17 protein-coding genes are annotated in these 19432 nt (G+C 63.7%); 7 read left to right on the forward strand and 10 right to left on the reverse strand.

Annotation, left to right across the window (positions count from 1 at the left end; genetic code table 11):
* The first annotated feature begins 25 nt into the window (after positions 1-25).
* From RAM60_RS08930 to RAM60_RS08955, 6 genes are all read left to right on the forward strand, one after another.
* Complete coding sequence (locus tag RAM60_RS08930) at positions 26-412, forward strand: four-helix bundle copper-binding protein (RefSeq protein WP_200981032.1); 387 nt, start codon at positions 26-28, stop codon at positions 410-412.
* A gap of 34 nt (positions 413-446) precedes the next feature.
* Complete coding sequence (locus RAM60_RS08935; RefSeq protein ID WP_369027058.1) at positions 447-896, forward strand: lasso peptide biosynthesis B2 protein; 450 nt, start codon at positions 447-449, stop codon at positions 894-896.
* Between the two features lie 69 nt (positions 897-965).
* Positions 966-2141 carry an acyl-CoA dehydrogenase gene (locus RAM60_RS08940; RefSeq protein WP_369027356.1) on the forward strand — a complete coding sequence of 392 codons (1176 nt, stop codon included), beginning with the start codon at positions 966-968 and terminating at the stop codon, positions 2139-2141.
* 153 nt (positions 2142-2294) lie between these two features.
* Positions 2295-2951, forward strand: a complete 657-nt coding sequence (maiA, locus tag RAM60_RS08945; protein WP_369027355.1) for a maleylacetoacetate isomerase — start codon at positions 2295-2297, stop codon at positions 2949-2951.
* 4 nt (positions 2952-2955) lie between these two features.
* Complete coding sequence (locus tag RAM60_RS08950) at positions 2956-3966, forward strand: fumarylacetoacetate hydrolase family protein (RefSeq protein WP_369027057.1); 1011 nt, start codon at positions 2956-2958, stop codon at positions 3964-3966.
* A 26-nt stretch (positions 3967-3992) separates the two neighbouring features.
* Complete coding sequence (locus RAM60_RS08955) at positions 3993-5105, forward strand: glycosyltransferase (RefSeq protein ID WP_369027056.1); 1113 nt, start codon at positions 3993-3995, stop codon at positions 5103-5105.
* Here the strand turns inward: RAM60_RS08955 and RAM60_RS08960 are convergent.
* The 6 genes from RAM60_RS08960 to RAM60_RS08985 form a co-directional block, all read right to left on the reverse strand.
* The gene (locus tag RAM60_RS08960; RefSeq protein ID WP_369027055.1) at positions 5095-6234 is read right to left on the reverse strand and encodes a hypothetical protein; all 1140 of its coding nucleotides are present in this window, start codon (positions 6232-6234) and stop codon (positions 5095-5097) included. The genes RAM60_RS08955 and RAM60_RS08960 overlap by 11 nt on opposite strands.
* Before the next feature lie 2 nt (positions 6235-6236).
* The gene (locus RAM60_RS08965; protein WP_369027054.1) at positions 6237-8435 is read right to left on the reverse strand and encodes a GumC family protein; all 2199 of its coding nucleotides are present in this window, start codon (positions 8433-8435) and stop codon (positions 6237-6239) included.
* Positions 8432-9118 (reverse strand): polysaccharide biosynthesis/export family protein, encoded by a 687-nt coding sequence (locus tag RAM60_RS08970; RefSeq protein WP_369027053.1) that lies wholly within the window; start codon positions 9116-9118, stop codon positions 8432-8434. The genes RAM60_RS08965 and RAM60_RS08970 overlap by 4 nt, the downstream gene beginning before the upstream one ends.
* Entirely contained in the window at positions 9111-10508 is a 1398-nt protein-coding gene (locus RAM60_RS08975) for an O-antigen ligase family protein (protein WP_369027052.1), read from the reverse strand. Before RAM60_RS08975 ends, RAM60_RS08970 begins: the two co-directional genes overlap by 8 nt.
* Positions 10509-10594: 86 nt before the next feature.
* A complete protein-coding gene (locus RAM60_RS08980; protein ID WP_200981040.1) occupies positions 10595-11758 on the reverse strand; it encodes an acyl-CoA dehydrogenase family protein in 1164 nt (387 codons plus the stop codon).
* Between the two features lie 31 nt (positions 11759-11789).
* The gene (locus RAM60_RS08985; RefSeq protein ID WP_425504489.1) at positions 11790-12551 is read right to left on the reverse strand and encodes a crotonase/enoyl-CoA hydratase family protein; all 762 of its coding nucleotides are present in this window, start codon (positions 12549-12551) and stop codon (positions 11790-11792) included.
* 97 nt (positions 12552-12648) lie between these two features.
* Between RAM60_RS08985 and RAM60_RS08990 the strand changes: the two genes are divergently transcribed.
* On the forward strand, positions 12649-13911 hold the full coding sequence (locus RAM60_RS08990; protein WP_369027051.1) for an acetyl-CoA C-acetyltransferase: 1263 nt from the start codon (positions 12649-12651) through the stop codon (positions 13909-13911).
* A 3-nt stretch (positions 13912-13914) separates the two neighbouring features.
* On the opposite strand, the gene RAM60_RS08995 is transcribed toward RAM60_RS08990, so the two are convergent.
* The 4 genes from RAM60_RS08995 to RAM60_RS09010 all read right to left on the reverse strand — a co-directional run bounded on the left by RAM60_RS08995 (position 13915) and on the right by RAM60_RS09010 (position 19315).
* Complete coding sequence (locus RAM60_RS08995; RefSeq protein ID WP_369027050.1) at positions 13915-15324, reverse strand: alpha-amylase family glycosyl hydrolase; 1410 nt, start codon at positions 15322-15324, stop codon at positions 13915-13917.
* Positions 15321-16658, reverse strand: a complete 1338-nt coding sequence (locus RAM60_RS09000; protein ID WP_369027049.1) for a sugar porter family MFS transporter — start codon at positions 16656-16658, stop codon at positions 15321-15323. The genes RAM60_RS08995 and RAM60_RS09000 overlap by 4 nt, the downstream gene beginning before the upstream one ends.
* Positions 16658-18172, reverse strand: a complete 1515-nt coding sequence (locus RAM60_RS09005) for an MFS transporter (protein ID WP_369027048.1) — start codon at positions 18170-18172, stop codon at positions 16658-16660. The genes RAM60_RS09000 and RAM60_RS09005 overlap by 1 nt, the downstream gene beginning before the upstream one ends.
* 105 nt (positions 18173-18277) lie before the next feature.
* Complete coding sequence (locus tag RAM60_RS09010) at positions 18278-19315, reverse strand: LacI family DNA-binding transcriptional regulator (RefSeq protein WP_369027047.1); 1038 nt, start codon at positions 19313-19315, stop codon at positions 18278-18280.
* Positions 19316-19432: the final 117 nt, after the last annotated feature.

The following is a 19432-nucleotide window of genomic DNA, read 5'->3' on the forward strand; positions in this document are numbered from 1 at the left end:
CCCACCAATCCCGAAAGGAATTTTCATGTCGCTCCCGAAAATGATCGCCGCCCATCCGCAGGTGCAGGATGAGACCGAGGAACTCGTCCTTGCTGCCCGCCACGCAATGCTGTGCTCGCTCTTCTGCACCTCCTGCGCCGACGCCTGCGTGGCCGAGGACATGGACATGGCGCAGTGCATCCGCAACTGCCTCGACTGCGCCGACGTCTGTGCTGCAACCGCCCGTCTCGCAGTACGCCGTACGGCCCAGAATATCGATGTCCTGCGCGCCCAGGTGGAAGCCTGCATCAAGGCTTGCGAGACCTGCGCCGCCGAGTGCGAAGGGCATGACAATCCGCATTGCCAGCTTTGTGCGCAGATGTGCCGCGAATGCGCAGAGGACTGCCGCAAGGCGCTGCCCCTCATCAACTGATTGGATTTGCGACGGCGCATGGTAATCTCGCCATGTGCCGAAGCTGCAGACCCTGATTGCGCTCGACGCGGCTGACCGCGTCGCCACGATTGAGGCGATGGGACGGATCGCCTGGGCCCAATGGCTCGTGCGCGCCGTCCCTCCGCGGCACTGGCGCTCGCATTTCGGCACCGGAGCGCCGTCCGATCCGGCAAAGCCTCCCAAGGGCACCGACATCGCCACAGTGCGCCGTATCCGGCTCGCCGTGTCGCGGGCTCTGCGAAATATGCCGGGGTCCCCGCAGTGCCTGCCCCAGGCGCTGGCTGCGCGGCGTATGCTGGAGCGGCGCGGGATTCCTTCGCAGCTTTATATCGGCACGATGCGCGACGACGCCGGCGTCCCGCGCTTCCATGCCTGGCTCAAGGTCGACGAAGAATGGGTCACGGGAATATGCGACGAGAGCCGGTACACGCTGTTCACCAACAAGGGTCCGCAACAGGCCTGACGCCCCCTTGCGGAAGGCGGGCAAGCCTGCCAGTGGCGGGACCGTAACAAAGGAGACCACATGGCCGGAATGGTGCCCTTCGCCTGGGAAGATCCCTTCAACCTCGACGAGCAGTTGACCGAGGAAGAGCGGATGATCCGCGACGCAGCCCACGCCTTCGCACAGGGCGAACTGCAACCCCGCGTGATCGAAGGATTTTCGAAGGAAATCGACGATCCCGAACTCTTCCCCATGATGGGTGAAGCCGGTCTCCTCGGCGCGACGATCGACCCGGAATACGGCGGCGCCGGCGCCAGCTATGTGGCTTATGGCCTGATTGCGCGTGAAATCGAGCGTGTCGACTCGGGGTACCGCTCGATGGCCTCGGTCCAGTCGAGCCTCGTCATGTTCCCGATCAGCGAATACGGGTCGGAAGAGCAGAAGAAGAAATACCTGCCCGGTCTCGCCAGCGGCAAGCTGATCGGTTGCTTCGGCCTGACCGAGCCCGATGCAGGATCGGACCCGGCAGGCATGAAGACCGTCGCGAAGAAGGTCGACGGCGGCTACGTCATTTCCGGTTCGAAGACGTGGATTTCGAATTCTCCCTTCGCCGATGTCTTCGTCGTCTGGGCGAAGAGCGAGGCGCATGGCGGCGGCATTCGCGGCTTCATCCTCGAAAAGGGCATGAAGGGCCTTTCCGCCCCCAAGATCAAGGGCAAGATCAGCCTGCGAGCATCGACCACCGGCATGATCGTCATGGACGAGGTCGAAGTGGGCGAGGACGCGCTACTGCCCGAGGTCCAGGGCCTCAAGGGTCCGTTCGGCTGCCTCAACCGTGCCCGCTATGGCATCAGTTGGGGCGCGCTCGGCGCGGCCGAATTCTGCATGCACGCTGCCCGGCAGTACGGCCTCGACCGTCACCAGTTCGGCGTGCCGCTGGCCTCCAAGCAGCTCTACCAATTGAAGCTGGCGGACATGATGACCGAAATCTCGCTCGGCCTGCAGTCGTCCTTGCGCGTCGGGCGCCTGATGGACGAAGGCAAGTTCGCCCCGGAGATGATCTCCATCGTCAAGCGGAACAATGTCGGCAAGGCGCTCGATATCGCGCGCAAGGCCCGCGACATGCACGGCGGCAACGGCATCTCGGAAGAGTATCAGGTCATCCGCCACATGGTGAACCTGGAGACGGTCAACACCTACGAAGGCACGCATGACGTCCATGCGCTAATCCTGGGTCGCGCGGTGACGGGGATTGCGGCGTTCTGAAGCCCTTTCCTACTTTTCGGCATGGTGCCAAGAAGGACACATGATCGGTTCGCAACCCGCTGAAAGCCTCGGTTTTGCGGCATTTCGGGTGCCCTGCGTCCTTATTCCCAGGACCGTGTTCCATGTGTTCCATCCTGTAGGAGCGGCATCATGATGCGCCTCTTCGCCTACTTCCGCAGTTCGACCAGCTATCGCCTGCGCATCGCCCTCAACCTCAAGGGGCTCGATTACGAGGTCATCCCGGTCGACCTGCGCACCGACGGACAGAAGGCGCCGGAATTCGTGGCGCGCAATCCGTTCGGCGGCGTGCCGATGCTCGAAGCCGACGGACGCGACCGGGCGCAGTCGATGGCCATCCTCGAATGGCTGGACGAAGCCTATCCGGAAAATCCGCTGCTGCCCGCCTCGGTCGAGGATCGCTACACCGTGCGCGAACTGGCCTATGCCATCGCGACCGAAATCCACGCGCTGAACAACCTCCAGGTATTGAAGCACCTGCGCGGCGCGATGGGCCATAGCGAGCAGGAAACCGACGAATGGTACCGCCATTGGCTCGCCAGAACGCTCGACCCGGTCGAGGTGAAGCTTGCCCAGATGGGAACAGGGGACTTCCTGATGGATCGTCCCGGCCTGTTCGAAGTCGTCCTGTTGCCGCAGGTGTTCAACGCGCGGAAGCTGTCCTTCGATCTCAGCGCCCACCCCCACATCACCCGGATCGAGGCGGCCTGCCTCGCGCGCGACGAATTCCGGCGCGCATATCCGGACAGCCAGATAGACAGTCCCGACTACAAGGGACCGCAAGGAGACTGACGCCATGAAACTCGCCACGCTCAACGACGGAACCCGTGACGGTAAGCTGGTGGTGGTCTCGAAAGACCTGACCCGATGCTGCGCCGCAGGCTATATCGCGCCCACGCTGCAATACGCGCTCGACAATTGGGAGCGCGTGTCGCCCAACCTCGAAGCGCTCTATCGCGATGTGGAGCACCAGGCGGTGCCGTGCGAGCGCTTCCACGAGCGTGAGGCAATGTCGCCGCTGCCGCGCGCCTATCAGTGGGCCGACGGCTCGGCCTACATCAATCACGTCGAACTGGTGCGTAAGGCGCGCGGTGCCGAAGTGCCGGAGAGCTTCTATCACGACCCGCTGATGTACCAGGGTGGCAGCGATGCCTTCCTTGGGCCGCGCGAGGACATCCCGCTGGGCGACATCGCCTGGGGCTGCGACATGGAAGGCGAGGTCGCGGTCATCACCGACGACGTCCCGATGGGCGTCTCGGCGGAGGCTGCCGCCGATCACATCAAGCTGGTCATGCTGGTCAACGACGTTTCGCTGCGCGGCCTGATCCCGGACGAACTCGCGAAGGGTTTCGGCTTCTTTCAGTCCAAGCCTGCCAGTGCGTTCAGCCCGGTCGCGGTAACACCCGACGAATTGGGCGACGACTGGCGCGACAGCCTCATCCACCTGCCGCTGATGGTCGACTACAATGGCGAGGCTTTCGGGCGTGCCGAAGCCGGCAAGGATGCGACCTTCAACCTGGCGCAACTCGTCGCTCACGCTGCCAAGACCCGGCGCCTGTCCGCAGGCACCATCATCGGGTCGGGCACTGTGTCGAACCAGGGTCCCGATGGCGACCCGGGCAAGCCGGTCAGCGAAGGCGGTCTCGGTTACAGCTGCATCGCCGAGATCCGCATGATCGAGACCATTGCTACGGGCAAGCCGAGCACGCCCTTCATGAAGCCGGGCGACGTCGTCCGCGTCGAGATGAAGGATGCCCACCATCACTCGATCTTCGGTGCGATCGAACAGAAGGTGGTGCAGGCCTGAGTACGCCCTCGCCCCCCGAACCGTCTTTGGCCGGCAAGCGCATCGGGCTGCTGTCGGCCTGGGCGAGCCGGGCGAATGGCGGGATATTCGAGGCTGTCATTGCGCAAGCGGATCTGCTCCGCTCGCTTGGCGCAATCCCTGTCGTGATTGCAGTCGAAGACGAGGCGCACGAGAAGGACCGTCACCGTCTCGATGAATTCGAGGTGCGTCTGGCGCGCAGGACCGGCCCCAAGGCCCTCGCCTACTCCCCCGAACTCGACGGCGTTCTGGCCGATGCGAAGCTCGACCTGCTGCACCTCCACGGCATCTGGCAATTCCCCAGCCACGCTGCGGGCAAGTGGGCGCGCAGGACCGGCAAGCCGATGTTGCTCAGCCCGCACGGAATGCTCGACCCGTGGATCACCCGGCGAAACCGCTGGAAGAAGCTGCCCGCGCGAATGCTGTGGGAGCATCGGGCGTGGCGCTCGGCCAACGCGTTCCACGCCCTCACCGAAGCCGAAGCGCATGATAGCCTGCGCGAGGTGCCGGGCATGCCGGTGTCGACCATTCCCAACATGGCTCCTCCACTAGGCCCCAACCGGACTTCGATGCCCTCGGCCAGCGCAATCTACCTTGGCCGTATCCACGAAAAGAAGAACATCGGTGCCTTGATCGAAGCCTGGCGCCTTGCCCGCCCTCACCTTCCGCAAGACGCCCATCTGACCATTGCGGGATGGGGCGACGATGCCAGCATCGATGCGCTCAACCGCGCATTTGTTGCCGGCGAGGACTCGATCGATTTCGTCGGCACGGTGTTCGAATCGCAAAAGGCCGCGTTGTTCGACATGGCCCGTTTCTTCGTCTTGCCGACGAAAAGTGAGGGCCTGCCCGTAACCGTGCTCGAGGCCTGGGCGGCAGGGACACCGACCATCATGACCGAGGCATGCCACCTGCCCGGGGGTTATGCGGAAGGTGCGGCAATTGCCTGTTCCACCGAACCAGAGGGAATTGCCGCGAAACTGGTCGAAGCATTCGCAATGACGGAGACCCAATGGCGGGCCATGTCGCGCGCTGCGCAAAAGCTTGCAGACGAGTCCTTCGGGAGGGACGCCGTGCTGGCGCAGTGGGAAGCGACCTATGCCGCCCTGATCAGGGGTTGAGCGGCGAAAGCTCGATCCGGTCGACCACCACCCGTCCCGACCCCGGTCGCAACCACAAGCCAAGAACTGCATCGGCGCAGGTCACGGCGGTCAACGTCTGACCATCGCGATCTATCCTCTGGCGCTGCGTCCGCGGACGCGAAGGGGTGGTACAGTTTAGCGAGGCCACGAGGTCCTGCCCTCCCGGACCGTCGACCTTGGCCCGGATCACATAGCTGCCAGGCGCCAGCGACACCGGCTGCGACAGCACCAGTCGCGTGACACTCGACCGGTTCTCAAGTTCGATACGCGCTTCATCTCCTGCAAGGCGTGTCACCCGAACATCGCCGCTGCGATAGCGCCGCCAGCCGAGGGGAGCCGTATCGTCGCCAAAAGCTTCGAACTCCGCATCGGCAATGTCACCTTCCGGCGCCCTGTCGGGGCAATGCCTTCGCGTAACACTGTCCGCCTCGGTACGGAAATTGAGCCGGCCCAGTTCGCGGATCATCGGAAGAACCGCGTCGCAACCGATAGCGTCGAGCGAAACATCGCTGCGCGCGAGGAATGTCGCACGCTTGCGCAACCTTTCGGGGTCAGCCCCTTCGGCCCTGAGATAGGCATCGGCCCATCGCGGACTATCGGCCAGCCGTTGGGTGAGGTAGGCCCCGTTGCCTGCCCTTTCCTCGAACATTGCGAGCATCACCTGTGCCACGTCCCGATTGGCGACGCTGCGCAAGAATGCATCGAGCCGGGCAGCTGCCCGCGCATAGGAGCCCACGGACAGCTCCTGTTCGAAGAAATAGAGTTGGGAAAGCGGCTCGCGCTTGCTCAGCTTCGCGGCCTGGAGGAAGGCGCGATGCGCGGGCAAGACCTGGCCCGACTGAAGCAGAGCAGTGCCGAGAAATCCCAGAGATCTCGCTTCGAGAGGATCCTTCGTTATTGCAGCGGCTGCCGCACCTCGCGCCGCCTGCACATCAGGTTCGAGGAGAAAATCAGCCGCAGCACGTCGGGATGAGGTCGCTGCGAATGCCTGAGGGACGAATCGCCCGAACGAGGGGCGCTGCTCGCTCATCCGGTCGAAACCGCTCACCAGCGCGAGGAAGGCGAATGCCAGGACGCCTACCCCTGTAGCCAGGTGCCGGCGCCCCACGATCAGGCCTCGTTACGCCGCTCGCCGGTGGCGTACTGGTAGTAATCGTAGCCATAATAGGCCGAGTAGCGATTACCCGACTTCGTCGGATCGAACTTTGCCAGCACTGCACCGAGCAGGACCGGTTTCATCGACCGCAAGCGCCGCAGCGCCGCCTTCAGCGAACCACTGCGTCCGCGTTCCGCCTCGACAACGAAGATGGTGCCGTCCGCAATCGCGGCCAGCATTGGCGCATCGGCGAGACCGAGGACCGGCGGGCTGTCGAGGATGACCACGTCGTAGGTATCGGCGAAGCTTTCCAGCAACTGCGCCATCCGCGGCGAGGAAAGCATTTCCGAAGGGCTCGGCGGAAGCGGGCCGGTCGGGAGAAGGTCGATCTTGCGATCCTTGATCTTCACGATCGCGGTCTTGGGATCGTCCTGCGTAACAAGCAGGTCTGTAAGCCCCCGTTCGAGCCGAAGCCCAAGCAGCTTGTCGAGGGCCGGACGGCGCAAATCGGCATCGATCAGCAGCGGCTTCAGACCGATGCGGGCAAAGCCCATGGCGATGGCGAGGCTCGAGGTGCTCTTGCCTTCGTGCGCCTGGGCACTGGTGACGACAAGCACCTTGGGCAGCCCTTGCGGGGTCGAATAGAGCAAGGCACCGCGCAGCGAATTGTACGCCTCGGCGATTGGCGACTTGGGATTGTCCAGCGCTTCGAGAGGTGACGTATCCTCGGTACGCGGGACCACGCCCAGGAGCGGCATTTCGAGCTTGTCCTCGACGTCTTCAGGCGTGTGGATCACGTCGTCGAGCTGATCGCGCAGGAATACCGCGACACCGGCAAGGCCGAGCCCCAGCAAAAGGCCTAACGCAAGGTTGCGCGGCACATTGGGCGAAGACGGGTCGGTCGGCGCCTCCGCGCGGTCGATGATCGCGATGTTGCTCGATGCAATACCGGCCGACGCATTCAATTCGCGATAGCGCTGGAGCAAGCCGTCGTAGATAGAGCGCGCCGTATCCGCCTGACGGGCGAGAACGTTGTAGCGAACCGACTGGTCCTGTTCGGCAAGACTGTCTCCACGAGCACGTTTCACCTGACCATCCAGCTGGTCCTGCGCGCTCTGCGCAGCGCGATATTCGGCGTGGATTGATTCCCGCACCTGCCGCGCCGTGCTCTCAAGCTGGCGACTGACCGCCTGCAGATCGCCTTCCAGCCTGCTGATCGCAGGATGGTTGTCGAGGTAACGATCCCTCGCGACCTGGAGTTCGCTCTGGATCTCGGCCCGCTTGGTCATCAGCGCCTGCACAGTCGGATTGGCAAGCACCGGTTGGGACGCAAGCAACGGGGAACCCTGGATCGCCTGCCAGCGCGCCTGCGCCTCGATCCGCGCCGCCTTGGCCTGGATCGCGGCATCATTGAGCTGCACGAGGCTGGACGTGGTCACTGTGCCGGTCAGCGCATCGCGTCCGTCGGGAGTGAGCGCATCACGCGTGCGGATGAGGCCCACGCTCTTGGCGTAATCGTTGAGCTCGCGCTCCGAATCCTCGAGATCGGCACGCGCCTCTTCGAGCTGATCGGCCACGAAGTCACGGGCATAGGAGGTGCTGTCGAAGCGGCGTTGCAGGTTCGCCTGGATGAACTCTTCGGCAAAGGCGTTGGCGACGGAAGCGCTCATTGTTGCATCGGTCGAAGTGAACGAGATGCTCGCGACGCGGGTGGCGCGGGGAAGCTCCACTTCAAGATTGTCGCGCAGGAGCTCCACGGCCAGCGCGCGGTCCTGCGCCTGATCGCCGGTGAGAGCCGATGGCGGGACTTCCATCGCGGAAAAGAACTGCTCGTTGCCCGCTACATCGAGCCGATCGGCTACCCGCTCGGCAAGACCGCGGCTACGCAGCACGTCGAGCTGGGTATTGAGGAAGCGGTCGATGTCCCAGTCGGACGTTACCGGCGAGACAGTGCCGGTCTCGAACTTGGAGCCAAGCACCTCGTCGCTCTGGTCGTTGATCTGCACGCTGGTTTCGGCGGTATAGCGAGGCGTGTCCAGCAACGTCGATATCAGCGCCAAGATGATCGCCGCGCCAATGATCGCAAGGGCCATCCACAAATGGCGCCGGAGCGCGGCAACGGCGTGGCGGATATTCGCGCTGATCGGGTTCTCGCCCGCAGCCAGGTAAGCCGCCTGATAGCGCGCCGCAGGGATAGCCGGCTCTGCGCTCATGGCCAGGGCCTGAAGATGCCGATCACGGGAATTGCCCTAATGGCATCGAGGAATGCCCCACGCGAGCTGGAGAACCCGACCACCACTGTGTCACCCGGTAGCAGAGGGACGTCGGGCATCCGGCCGCCGCGAATGGCACGTGCATCGAAGCGGCCTGCCATCCGCTCGCCATCTAACGTGCGGAAAATGAGGATTTCGTCGAGCCGGGCTTTTTCCGTAGGGCTGCGGGCAAGCGCCAGTGCGGTCAGCAAGGTCTGACCCTCCGCATAGGGATAGACCCCGGGAAGCGCGACCTCGCCTTCGACCGCGATTGTACGAACCTGGGTCTTCTTGACCAGCACCGATACGCGCGGGTCGCGTACATAATCGGCGGCATAGGCCGCTTCGACTGCGTGGGCGAGCTCGGTCGCAGTCAATCCGGCTGCATGTACGTCACCGATCAACGGCAGGCTGACGACACCCGCGTTGTCGAGCGCAATCTCTTCGACACTGAGATCCGCCTCGTCGAAGACCCGAACGGAAATGACGTCACCTGGCGAAAGTGCGTAGCGGCTAGGCAGCCGGTCGGAATCGTCGATGGCAATCGCGGCATATCCCGCATCCCCCTCAGGGATGATGGAGTCATTGCCGCGCTGGCAGGCAGTCATGACCAGGCATGCGGCGAGAAGACCGATGCTACGCATGCTGCGTAAACCCAAGCTGCGAACCGTCATTTTCCGCGTCCATCCTGCGGTGATCCCCGGACACGCGAGACAATGCGCCCAGCAGGCCGACCGCGACCCCAGCAAGGCTCGCCAATGCCATGTTTCTCAGCGGATAATCAACGAGGCTGTGGAGCCCTATCACCATCAAAATACCGAAAGAGAGTAGGACGATCGGACGGTCGGCGGCGCCACGCGACCACGCCTTGCGTGCGAGCGGCAGAATCAGCGCCAGTACCGCTGCGAGGAGAAGCGGAGCCAGCACCCCTGCCTCGAGCAAGAACTCGAGGAAATCGTTGTGCGCGCGATTGGGAAACAGGTCATCGAGGACCTGCGCGCGCTCGACCGGGAGAAACACGCGGGTGAAGGTCCCAAGCCCACTGCCCGCGGGCCAGTAGTGACCGATTGCGGTGACCGTGTCCTGCCACAGTTCGCTGCGGAAGTCGCGCGAGGCATCGAAACGAGCGAGTACGGCGTCGATGCGGGGATTGCCGGACAATGTTGTAGCTGTCACTGCGACCGCCGCAACGAGACCCCCCAGAGCAGCCATGCCGGCGGACAGCTGTCGCGCTAGCCCCACGCTGCGCAGCATGAGGAACTCCACCAAAAGGACCAGCGGCAACAGGCCGATATCTGCACGCGATCCTGTCAGGACGAGGGCGAGCAACAGGAAAGCCTGGAACAATAGCAACAGGCCAAGGTCGCCGCGGAAAAGCGGCCGCCTTCCAGTTGTCGTTGCCACCCATGCGGTAAGCGCGAGCGATCCGGTGAGAAGTGCATCGGCAGCCGAATTCCGGCTGGCATGGAAGGCCGTGAGCCAGAAATCGTGGCTAACCTCGTAGAGTCGGAACGCACCTGGCCCGCCTGCCATCTGCAATACCCCAAGTGCTGATCCGGCAAGGGCGAGCAGCCCGATGAGGAGGGTAACGGCACGCCGGTCGGCCGACCTAAGGGTCGAGACAGCGAGCATCGCCCCGGCGACAGGGATCAACGCGAGCAGGCTGGCCAATGTGTTGAAGGGCGCAACTGACAGCGGCTGCCAGCGCGACTCCGCGCCAACCAGTTCGAGCGATTCGGCGACCAATTCGCGACCGGGCAAGGCCTTCCACAAGGACGGCGGCAGAGGGACCAGCTGAAGGATCGGCAGTCCGACAATGAGCGCCGCAATCCAGACGACCTGTTTCGGTGGTCGCCGGGTCTCGCCGGCCCAGAATACCCATGCGATGACGCATGCCGCAAAGCCGATCTGGACGAGGATTTCGGCCGCTGCACTCGGCGATCCGCCTCCGCCCAGGACCATGGCGATGGCGACATAGGCGGCCACGACCCAGCCGTGGCGCGTTTGCGGCAGGCGCTTCTGCAGACCCGTCATGGCTCGTCCCGGCTCCTTCGGGAACCGGTTTAGATCGCGCCGCGCATACAGCGAACCTGCAGGCGCGGCCTATCCACCGCTTTCGCCTACATCGAGCGGGCGATCACCATCTTCATGACTTCGTTCGAGCCGCCGAAGATGCGGGTGATGCGGCTGTCACGATACATCCGTGCGATCGGATAATCGTTAATGTAGCCGGCGCCGCCGTGGAACTGCAGGCACTTGTCGACAACCTCGCCTTGCAGTTCTGTGACCCAGTACTTGGCCATGCAGGCGGTTGCGACGTCGAGTTCGCCCTTCAGGTGGCGGGCAATGCAGTCGTTGACGAAGACGCGCGCCGCAGTGCCGCGCGCCTTGAGGTCGGCGAGCACGAACTGGGTATTCTGGAAATCCCAGATGGTCTGGCCGAAGGCCTTGCGGCTCTTGACGTAGTCCAGCGTGACCTCGAGCGCCTTCTCGATCCCGTTCATCGCGCCCATGGCGATGATCAGGCGTTCCTGCGGCAGTTCCCCCATCAGCTGGTAGAAGCCCTTGCCCTCGACCCCGCCGAGAACGTTTTCCGCCGGCACGAAGACATCGTCGAAGAACAGTTCGGACGTGTCGGCAGCGTCGAGACCGATCTTGTCGAGCTTCTTGCCGCGCTGGAAGCCTTCCGCCCCTTCGGTTTCGAGCAGCATCAGCGAAATGCCCTTGGCCCGCTCGTTGGGATCGGTCTTGGCGACGACGACGATGAAGTCGGCGGTCTGGCCGTTCGAGATGTACGTCTTGGCTCCGTTGATGCGGTAGCCGTTGCCGTCCTTCAGCGCGGTTGTGGTGATGCTCTGGAGGTCGGAACCCACGCCCGGTTCGGTCATGGCGATGGCGCTGACCAGCTCGCCGGAGACGAGTTTGGGCAGGTATTTCTTCTTCTGCTCCTCGGTCCCGTGACGTACGAGGTAGGGCAGGATCACGGTGTTGTGCAGTGAGGCGGCGAAGCCTTCGACCCCGTGCTTGCCCTGCTGGTCGATGACCACCATGTCGTGGCGGAAATCGCCGCCGTGGCCGCCGTATTCGACCGGAACCGACACGCCGAGCAGTCCGGCCTGGCCCGCCTCACGCCAGAAATCGCGTTCAACCTGCCCGTTCTCGCGCCATTGGAGGACGCGCTTTTCAGGCGCATGCTGCTGGTAGAACTTGCCCACGGCGTCGGCGAAGATCGAAATCTCCTCGTCGTTCATGAACTCGGGCTGCGGCACGTCGATTGCTGGCATTTCTCGGGGGTCCTCTCTCGTATTCTTTCGCTTACTTGCCGGTCCAGTTCGGCTTGCGCTTCTCGGCAAACGCCGCCGCGCCTTCACGGGCATCATGGCTGACGAAGACCGGTGCGATCAGCTGGCCCTGACGTGTGTAGCGTTCCTCCATCGGCCAGCCGCGCGATTCCTTGACGATCTGCTTGGAGACACGGACTGCGAGCGGGCCGTTGGCCACGATGCTTGCGGCAAGTTCCTTCGCCCCGTCGAGCGCCGAGCCATCGGTCACGCGGTTGATCAGCCCCAGTTCGTAGGCCCGCGCAGCGGAGATGAAATCACCGGTAAGGGCTAGTTCCATGGCGACTCGCTCGGGAATCTGGTCCGGCAGCATCATCACGCCACCGGCTGCGGCGACGAGCCCGCGCTTTACTTCGGGAATGCCGAACTTGGCGCCGGAATGGGCCACCACCAAGTCGCATGCGATCATCAGTTCGAGCCCGCCCGCCAGGGCATAGCCTTCGACCGCGGCGATCAGTGGCTTCACTGGCGGCTTCTGCACGATGCCACCGAAACCGCGCCCTTCGATGCTGGGCGATTCGCCGCGCAGGAAGCCCTTGAGATCCATGCCCGAACAGAAAGTGCCACCAGCGCCGGTCAGAATGCCGACCCGCAGATTGTCGTCGCTGTCGAGGCGATCCATCGCTGCCGCGATGCCTTCCGCAGCCGCCTTGGTCATCGCATTCTTGGCTTCCGGGCGGTTGATGGTGACGACAAGGATGCCGTCTTCTTCGCTCGTCAGGACTTCTTCGCTCACGCGGCTCTCTCCCATTGCAAATTGAAACTTGCCTTGCGCCATTGCTGGGCTACGTTTACGCAAACGTCAACCGTTATCAGAGCTGAGAGGAACTGCCATGGCCGAAGCCTATATCATCGACGCCGTCCGTACCCCCAGGGGCATCGGCAAGCCCGGCAAAGGCGCGCTTTCGCACCTTCATCCCCAGCATCTGGCAGCCACCGTGCTGAAGGCACTCCGGGAGCGGAACCACCTCGATACGACGACCGTCGACGACATCATCTGGTCGACCAGCAGCCAGAACGGCAAGCAGGGCGGCGACCTCGGTCGCATGTCCGCGCTCGCTGCAGGCTATGACATCAGCGCCAGCGGTACGACGCTCGACCGCTTCTGCGGCGGCGGCATCACCTCGGTGAACCTTGCCGCAGCAACGGTCATGTCGGGCATGGAAGACTGCGTCATCGCGGGTGGTACCGAGATGATGAGCTACACCACGGCCTATGCCGCCGAACAGGCCAATGCCGGCTTGCCTCCGCGCATGATGGGTGCCGGAAACGAGGCTCTCGACGTGCTTCACCCGCAGAGCCACCAGGGCGTGTGTGGCGATGCGATCGCGAGCATGGAAGGCATCAGCCGCGAGGATCTCGATGCACTCGCACTCGTGAGCCAGCAGCGGGCCAAGCGCGCCATCGACGAAGGCCGCTTCGCCAAGTCGGTCGTGCCGGTCTACAACGAGGATGGTTCGGTTGCCCTGGATCATGAGGAATTCCCGCGTCCGGAAACGACGGCAGAGGGCCTGGCCGCACTCCAGCCCAGCTTTGGCAAGCTTGCCGATTTCGAAATCGGCGGCACGACCTTCCGCAAGCAAATCAACCGCAAGTATCCCGACCTGCAGATCGAGCACTTCCACCATGCCGGCAACAGCTCGGGGGTGGTCGATGGGGCTGCGGCGCTGCTGATCACCTCGGACGAATATGCCAGGGAACACGGCCTCAAGCCGCGTGGCCGCATCGTCGCCTATGCCAACCAGGGCGATTGCCCGACGCTGATGCTCAATGCGCCTGTCCCGGCAGCCAAGAAGGTGCTCGAGAAGGCTGGCCTGTCGAAAGACGACATCGATGTCTGGGAAATCAACGAGGCGTTCTCGGTCGTCGCTGAGAAGTTCATCCGCGACCTCGACCTCGATCGCGAGAAGGTCAACATCAACGGCGGCGCGATGGCGCTGGGCCACCCGATCGGCGCAACCGGTTCGATCCTGATTGGCACCGCCCTCGACGAACTCGAGCGTTCGGGTGGCCGTTACGGCCTCGTGACCATGTGTGCCGCGGGCGGCATGGCACCCGCGGTCATCATCGAACGCGTCGACGGCTTCGTCGAGTAAGCGTTACCTGGCCGAGGTGGCCGCGAGCAGGCGATAAGCCCAAGGCGCCAGCGTCACGCTGTCGCCAGCGGCCACCTTGACCCCATTCCCGCCACGGAACTCGCGATAGGTTCCGTCGGCAAGCTTGCTGGTGACTTCGAATGTCACCGGTTGGCTCGAGAAATTGAAGAAGGCGAGCACCTTCCCACATTCGTCGCGCCGTGCCCAGGCGAAGACCTGCTGCGGCTTGTCGGTATCGACCTTCTGCATCACGCCGCCCCATTGCCCGTTATCGAGCACCGCGTTGGCTTTGCGGAAGGCGATGAGGTCTTTCAGCAGGGCTCCGTATTCGCAGCCCTCACCCTGGCTCCAGTCGATCGAATCCTTCTCGAAGAACGCGAGCCGCTTGGCATTGCAGGCTTCCATCCCGTTGTGCACCAGGGGCAGGCCCTGGCCAGTAAAGGACAATACGGTCATCGCGTCGAGCGCGGGGCCGTAGTTCTCCTTCATCGTCCCTTCCCACGCATTGCTGTCGTGGTTCTCGATATAGGTCAGGCGCATCGCCTCGCGCGGCCACAGGCTCTCGTTCTCGGCGTAAAAGCCGTAGAAACTGGTTGCATCGCCTTCGCCATGCGCGACCTTCTTCGATGTGACATGCCAATCCCAGCCGTAGGTCGCGTCGAAGGCAGCGAAGTGGAACGCGGTTTGCTGGACCTCGCCGAGCATGAAGACCGGCCGGATAGCGTCGAGCCGCCCGCGCATCTTCTCCCAGAAATCAAGCGGGACGTAACCGGCGACGTCGGCGCGATAGCCGTCGATCCCGAAGTCGCGCACCCACATTTCCATTGCCCCGCCGACATGCTCGCGCACGCCCGGCTTGGACCAGTCGAGGTCGATGATGTCTGACCAGTCCCACCACGGGGTGGGACGGAAATCGCCCTTCCAGTCCTTCTCGTACCAGTCGGGGTGGTCCTTCGCCATCTGGTTGTCCCACGCAGTATGGTTGGCCACGAGGTCGAGGATGACATGGAAGCCCTGCCGGTGTGCCTCGTCGACGAAGGCCTTGAGGTCCGCCTTGGTCCCGAATTCGGGGTTCACCTCGTAATAGTCCTGCACCGAGTAGGGGCTGCCGAGGCCGCCCTTGCGGTTCTCCTTGCCGATCGGGTGGATCGGCATAAGCCACAGGATATCGACACCCAGTTCCTTCAGCCGAGGCAATTGTTCCTGTGCGGCCTTGAAGGTGCCTTCCGGCGTGAACTGCCGGGTGTTGATCTGGTAGAGTACCGCCTTGCGCGACCAGTCGGGGTGGGTGAGCGTGACCTTGCTGTGCGGCTCCCAATCGTTCGCAGCGGGCTCCGCCGGGCTTTCCTTCATCGCATAGGCGGTGCCGCCAAGGAGCGCGACGGCAGCGGCGGCTGTCAGAAGACGTTTCATGAAGAAGAACTCCGGTTCCAATTGACGAGTTGCGCTGCAACATCCTCGAGCGCGCGGCCCCGGGTCTCGACCATTGCGAAACGTACCCAGAGCAGTTGGAGGACCATCATTCCGGCAAAGGTGAGGAAGATCGTCACGGGTGAAACGCTCGCCAGCACCGCAGGCATGACCAGAGTGAGGCCGGCAGCGAATACCCAATGCGTACCCGCTCCCAGGCTTTGCCCCTTGGCGCGCGCGGCGCTCGGGAAGATCTCGGAGATATAGACCCAGATGACTGCGCCCTGCCCCACCGCATGAGCCGCGATGAAGGCGAAGATGAAAGGCAGAACCAGGGCAAACTGTCCGCTCGCAAAGCCGTAGGCGGTCATCGACAGCGACAGGATGTAGCCGACACTGCCGAGATACATCAGCGCCTTGCGTCCGGCCCGGTCGATGAGCGCGAGCCCGACGAAGGTGAAGGCAAGATTGATCACCCCGATGCCGACGGTCGCGAGCAGCGCAGTCGAAGCCGCGGCGCCGCTCATCTCGAAGATGCGTGGTGCGTAATAGATGATCGCATTGATGCCGGAGAGCTGGTTGAAGAAGGCGATCAGGAAGGCGAGCATGATCGGGCGTCGCAAATGCCCGTCGAAAAACCGGCCCCAGCTGATCGAGCGTGCATCCTCGCTTGCCTCGGCCCGTATCGCAGCCAGCGTCTCGTCAACCGTTGCCGGATTGATGGCGGCGAGGATGGTGCGTGCCTTGTCCACTTCGTCGCGATTTACGCAGAGCCATCGCGGACTTTCGGGAATGAACAGCGTGGCCAGCAGGTAAGCAATGGCCGGCAAAGTTTCCGCACCAAGCATCCAGCGCCAATCGCTGTCCCCCATCCCCCCGAGCATCCAGTTGGAAGCGAATGCGACAAGGATGCCGAGGACGATCATGAACTGGAACAGTGCGACTAGGCGGCCGCGCTGTTCGCGCGGGGCGATCTCGGCAATATATGCGGGTGCGGCGACCGAACTGGCGCCAACCCCGACGCCACCAATCAAGCGGAAGATCATGAAGCTGACCGGGTCCCAGGCCAGTGCCGAACCGATCGCCGAGACCGCATAGAGCACGCCGATCCATATGAGCGTCTGCTTGCGGCCAAAACGGTCGGCGGGCCAGCCGCCCATCAAGGCACCGATGACTGTGCCCCAGAGCGCCGCCGAAATGGCAAGTCCATGGACCGCATCGCTCATCGACCAGACACGCTGGACGGCCTGCTCGGCCCCGGAAATGACTGCAGTGTCGAAGCCGAAGAGGAAGCCGGCGAGCGCGGCGACCAGCGCCCAACTCGACGCGCGCCCCATCAGAGCACGGCCTTGACGCGCTGCATGGCGACTGCAGCAACCAGCCACGACGCCGCAGCGAAGAGCATCGTCCACACCGGCTCGCCCGGGAAGAAGGCATTCATGATGCTGCCCATCACCGTGGCCACGAGCAACTGCGGGACCACGATGAAGATATTGAACAGGCCCATGTAAATGCCGAGTTTGGCCTGCGGCAGGTTACTGGCGAGGATCGCATAGGGCATGGCGAGGATGCTCGCCCAGGCAATGCCGATCCCGACTTCGGCCAGCAGCAGGACCTGCGCATCACGGACCAGGAAGAACATCAGGAAGCCGATGGCGCCCAGCGTGAGGCAGATCGAATGCGTCATCACCTGACCGAACTTGCGGCTCAGCCACGGCAGCAAGGCAAGTGCGGCGATGGCGGCCACGCCGTTGTAGACGGTGAAGAGGACATTCACCCAGTTCGCGCCTTCATTATAGACGGCGCTGGCCGTGTCGCTGCTGCCGAAGACATACTGGGTCACCACCGGGGTGGTGTTGATCCACATGATGAACAGCGCCGACCAGCTGAAGAACTGCACGAGCGCGAGGCGTTTCATCACGTCGGGCATGCCGGAAAAGTCGCCGACGATGCTCGACAGCATGTTCGCTGCGCGGCCCTGCTTCGCCATGGAAATGGCGAGCGCGCTGAGGACCCCGTAAAGGGCCAGCAATCCGCCCAGGAGAAAGACCTCCTTCTCGAGCGCCAGGGCCTCGACCGCCAAGGCGACGAGGACGCCTGCCACGATCCAGACCATTGCCGATACGTAGCTCTTTGCTGCGAGCGCTCGCAGCGTCACGCCTTCGTCGACAGCCTCCTCGGCTCCGCCGAAGGCCGCCTGCTCTTCCGGACTGTATTCGCGCGTCGTCAGGATGGTCCACATGACTGCCGCGAAGAGGGCGATGCCGCCGCCCCAGAAGCTCCATTTCACGGTGTCCGGCAGCGCGCCGTCAGCTGCGAGGTTGCTCACCCCGAGCTGTTCGAGGAACCAGGGAAAGATCGAGCCGACGACCGCGCCGGCGCCGATGAAGGCCGTCTGCACGGCATAACCCGCCGCGTGCTGGTCGGCGCGAAGCATATCGCCCACGAAGGCGCGGAACGGCTCCATCGAAATGTTGAGGCTGGCATCGAGCATCCACAGCATCGCTGCGGCGAACAGTAGCGGCGCGCCCATCGTCGGAGCGAAGGGCATCAGCAGCAGGGCAAGCGCCGAGAGCACCGCACCGGTCAGGAAGTAGGGCCGGCGCCGCCCTAGCCGGTTCCAGGTGCGGTCCGAAAGGTGGCCGATGATCGGCTGGACCAGCAGGCCGGTCAGCGGTGCGGCGACCCATAGTGCGGGGAGGTCGTCGATCGAGGAACCCAGCGTCTGGAAGACGCGGCTCATGTTCGCATTCTGCAGCGCAAAGCCGATCTGGATGCCGAAAAAGCCGAAGCTGATGTTCCATAGCCCGGCAAAGCCCTGGCGCGGCTTTTCGCGCAGCGTTTGTTCCATTTCAGTCCCTCATCCCCGACGGGTCTTCGGCCCGTCCTCAATCAATCGGACATGGCTCGCACGAAGAGCCAGTGGCAACAAGGACGTATACGAATGTGAAGCGCGCTAGACCGCGGCGCTGGATCCCCGGACGATGAGCCGTCCGGGCAGCTTGCGAAGCGGCAATTCGCCGCCTTCCAGTTGGGCGAGCAGGGTTTCGACCAGCGCTTCGCCGGCCCCGCGAATATCCTGCATCACGGTGGTCAGCGGTGGGGTGGTCAGGCTGGCCGATGGAATGTCGTCGAAGCCGACCACGGCAACGTCCTGCGGAACCCGCCTCCCGGCTTCCGCCAGCGCGCGCATCGCGCCGATCGCGATTAGATCGCTGGCGGCGAAGATCGCATCGAATGCGGCGCCACTGGCGATCAGCTTCTTCGCTGCCGCATGTCCCGCCTCTTCGGTGGTCAGGGCATCGAACTGGAGCGCCGGGTCGTGCTCGATACCGGCGGACTTCAGGGCATCGCACAAGCCCGCATAGCGTCCGGCGAACTCCGGATAGTGCTCGTCGGCGTCGCCAAGGAAGGCGATCCGGGTGCGCCCGTTTTCGATGAGATGGCGCCCGGCAAGCCGGCCCGCCTCGACATTGTCGGTGCCGACCGTGACCCCGCTGGTGTCGCTCGATACCGAACCCCAACGCGCATAGTGCGTGCCCTGCGCCTTCAGCTGGTCCAGCCGTTCGCGATAGACGGTGTAGTCGCCGTACCCGAGAAGGATCAGCCCGTCGGCGCGGTGGCTGTCCTGGTAGCGGACGTGCCAGTCGTCCTCCATCCGCTGGAAGGAAATCAGCAGGTCCAACCCGCGATCGGCACACGCCCGCGTGATCGAGCCAAGCATGGCCAGGAAGAACGGGTTGATCATGCTGGCGTCGGGCGTCGGGTCCTCGAAAAACAGCAGGGCGATCGTGTTCGACCGCTGCGATCGCAGCGAGGAAGCGTTCTTGTCGACAGTGTATTTGAGGTCACGCGCGATCTTCTGGATCTTCTCGCGGGTCGACTTGCTGACCGAGCGGTCGCCGCGCAGGGCACGGCTGACGGTGGGCTGCGAAACACCCGCCGCATAGGCAATATCGAAGCTGGTCGGCCGACCCGTCGGCTTTCGACCCATCACTCTCCTCCCGGCCTTTCCTACCAGGCCTTGGAAGGGGACATTAGGGAGGCTGCAAGTCACTGGCAATCGTGCGAAACGTGGTCGTCCCGGCCTGTTCCGGCGTGTGACATTTCG

The sequence above is a fragment of the Qipengyuania sp. RANM35 genome, assembly GCF_041021145.2.
GTDB classification, from domain to species: Bacteria; Pseudomonadota; Alphaproteobacteria; order Sphingomonadales; family Sphingomonadaceae; genus Qipengyuania; species Qipengyuania soli.

Bases quoted from the DNA above. Each gene is read 5' to 3' on its own strand.
- RAM60_RS08930 (WP_200981032.1), top strand. From the start codon at position 26: ATGTCGCTCCCGAAAATGATCGCCGCCCATCCGCAGGTGCAGGATGAG.
- RAM60_RS08940 (WP_369027356.1), top strand. From the start codon at position 966: ATGGTGCCCTTCGCCTGGGAAGATCCCTTCAACCTCGACGAGCAGTTG.
- maiA (WP_369027355.1), top strand. From the start codon at position 2,295: ATGCGCCTCTTCGCCTACTTCCGCAGTTCGACCAGCTATCGCCTGCGC.
- RAM60_RS08950 (WP_369027057.1), top strand. From the start codon at position 2,956: ATGAAACTCGCCACGCTCAACGACGGAACCCGTGACGGTAAGCTGGTG.
- RAM60_RS08965 (WP_369027054.1), bottom strand. From the start codon at position 8,435: ATGAGCGCAGAGCCGGCTATCCCTGCGGCGCGCTATCAGGCGGCTTAC.
- RAM60_RS08970 (WP_369027053.1), bottom strand. From the start codon at position 9,118: ATGCGTAGCATCGGTCTTCTCGCCGCATGCCTGGTCATGACTGCCTGC.
- RAM60_RS08975 (WP_369027052.1), bottom strand. From the start codon at position 10,508: ATGACGGGTCTGCAGAAGCGCCTGCCGCAAACGCGCCACGGCTGGGTC.
- RAM60_RS08980 (WP_200981040.1), bottom strand. From the start codon at position 11,758: ATGCCAGCAATCGACGTGCCGCAGCCCGAGTTCATGAACGACGAGGAG.
- RAM60_RS08990 (WP_369027051.1), top strand. From the start codon at position 12,649: ATGGCCGAAGCCTATATCATCGACGCCGTCCGTACCCCCAGGGGCATC.
- RAM60_RS08995 (WP_369027050.1), bottom strand. From the start codon at position 15,324: ATGAAACGTCTTCTGACAGCCGCCGCTGCCGTCGCGCTCCTTGGCGGC.
- RAM60_RS09000 (WP_369027049.1), bottom strand. From the start codon at position 16,658: ATGGGGCGCGCGTCGAGTTGGGCGCTGGTCGCCGCGCTCGCCGGCTTC.
- RAM60_RS09005 (WP_369027048.1), bottom strand. From the start codon at position 18,172: ATGGAACAAACGCTGCGCGAAAAGCCGCGCCAGGGCTTTGCCGGGCTA.
- RAM60_RS09010 (WP_369027047.1), bottom strand. From the start codon at position 19,315: ATGGGTCGAAAGCCGACGGGTCGGCCGACCAGCTTCGATATTGCCTAT.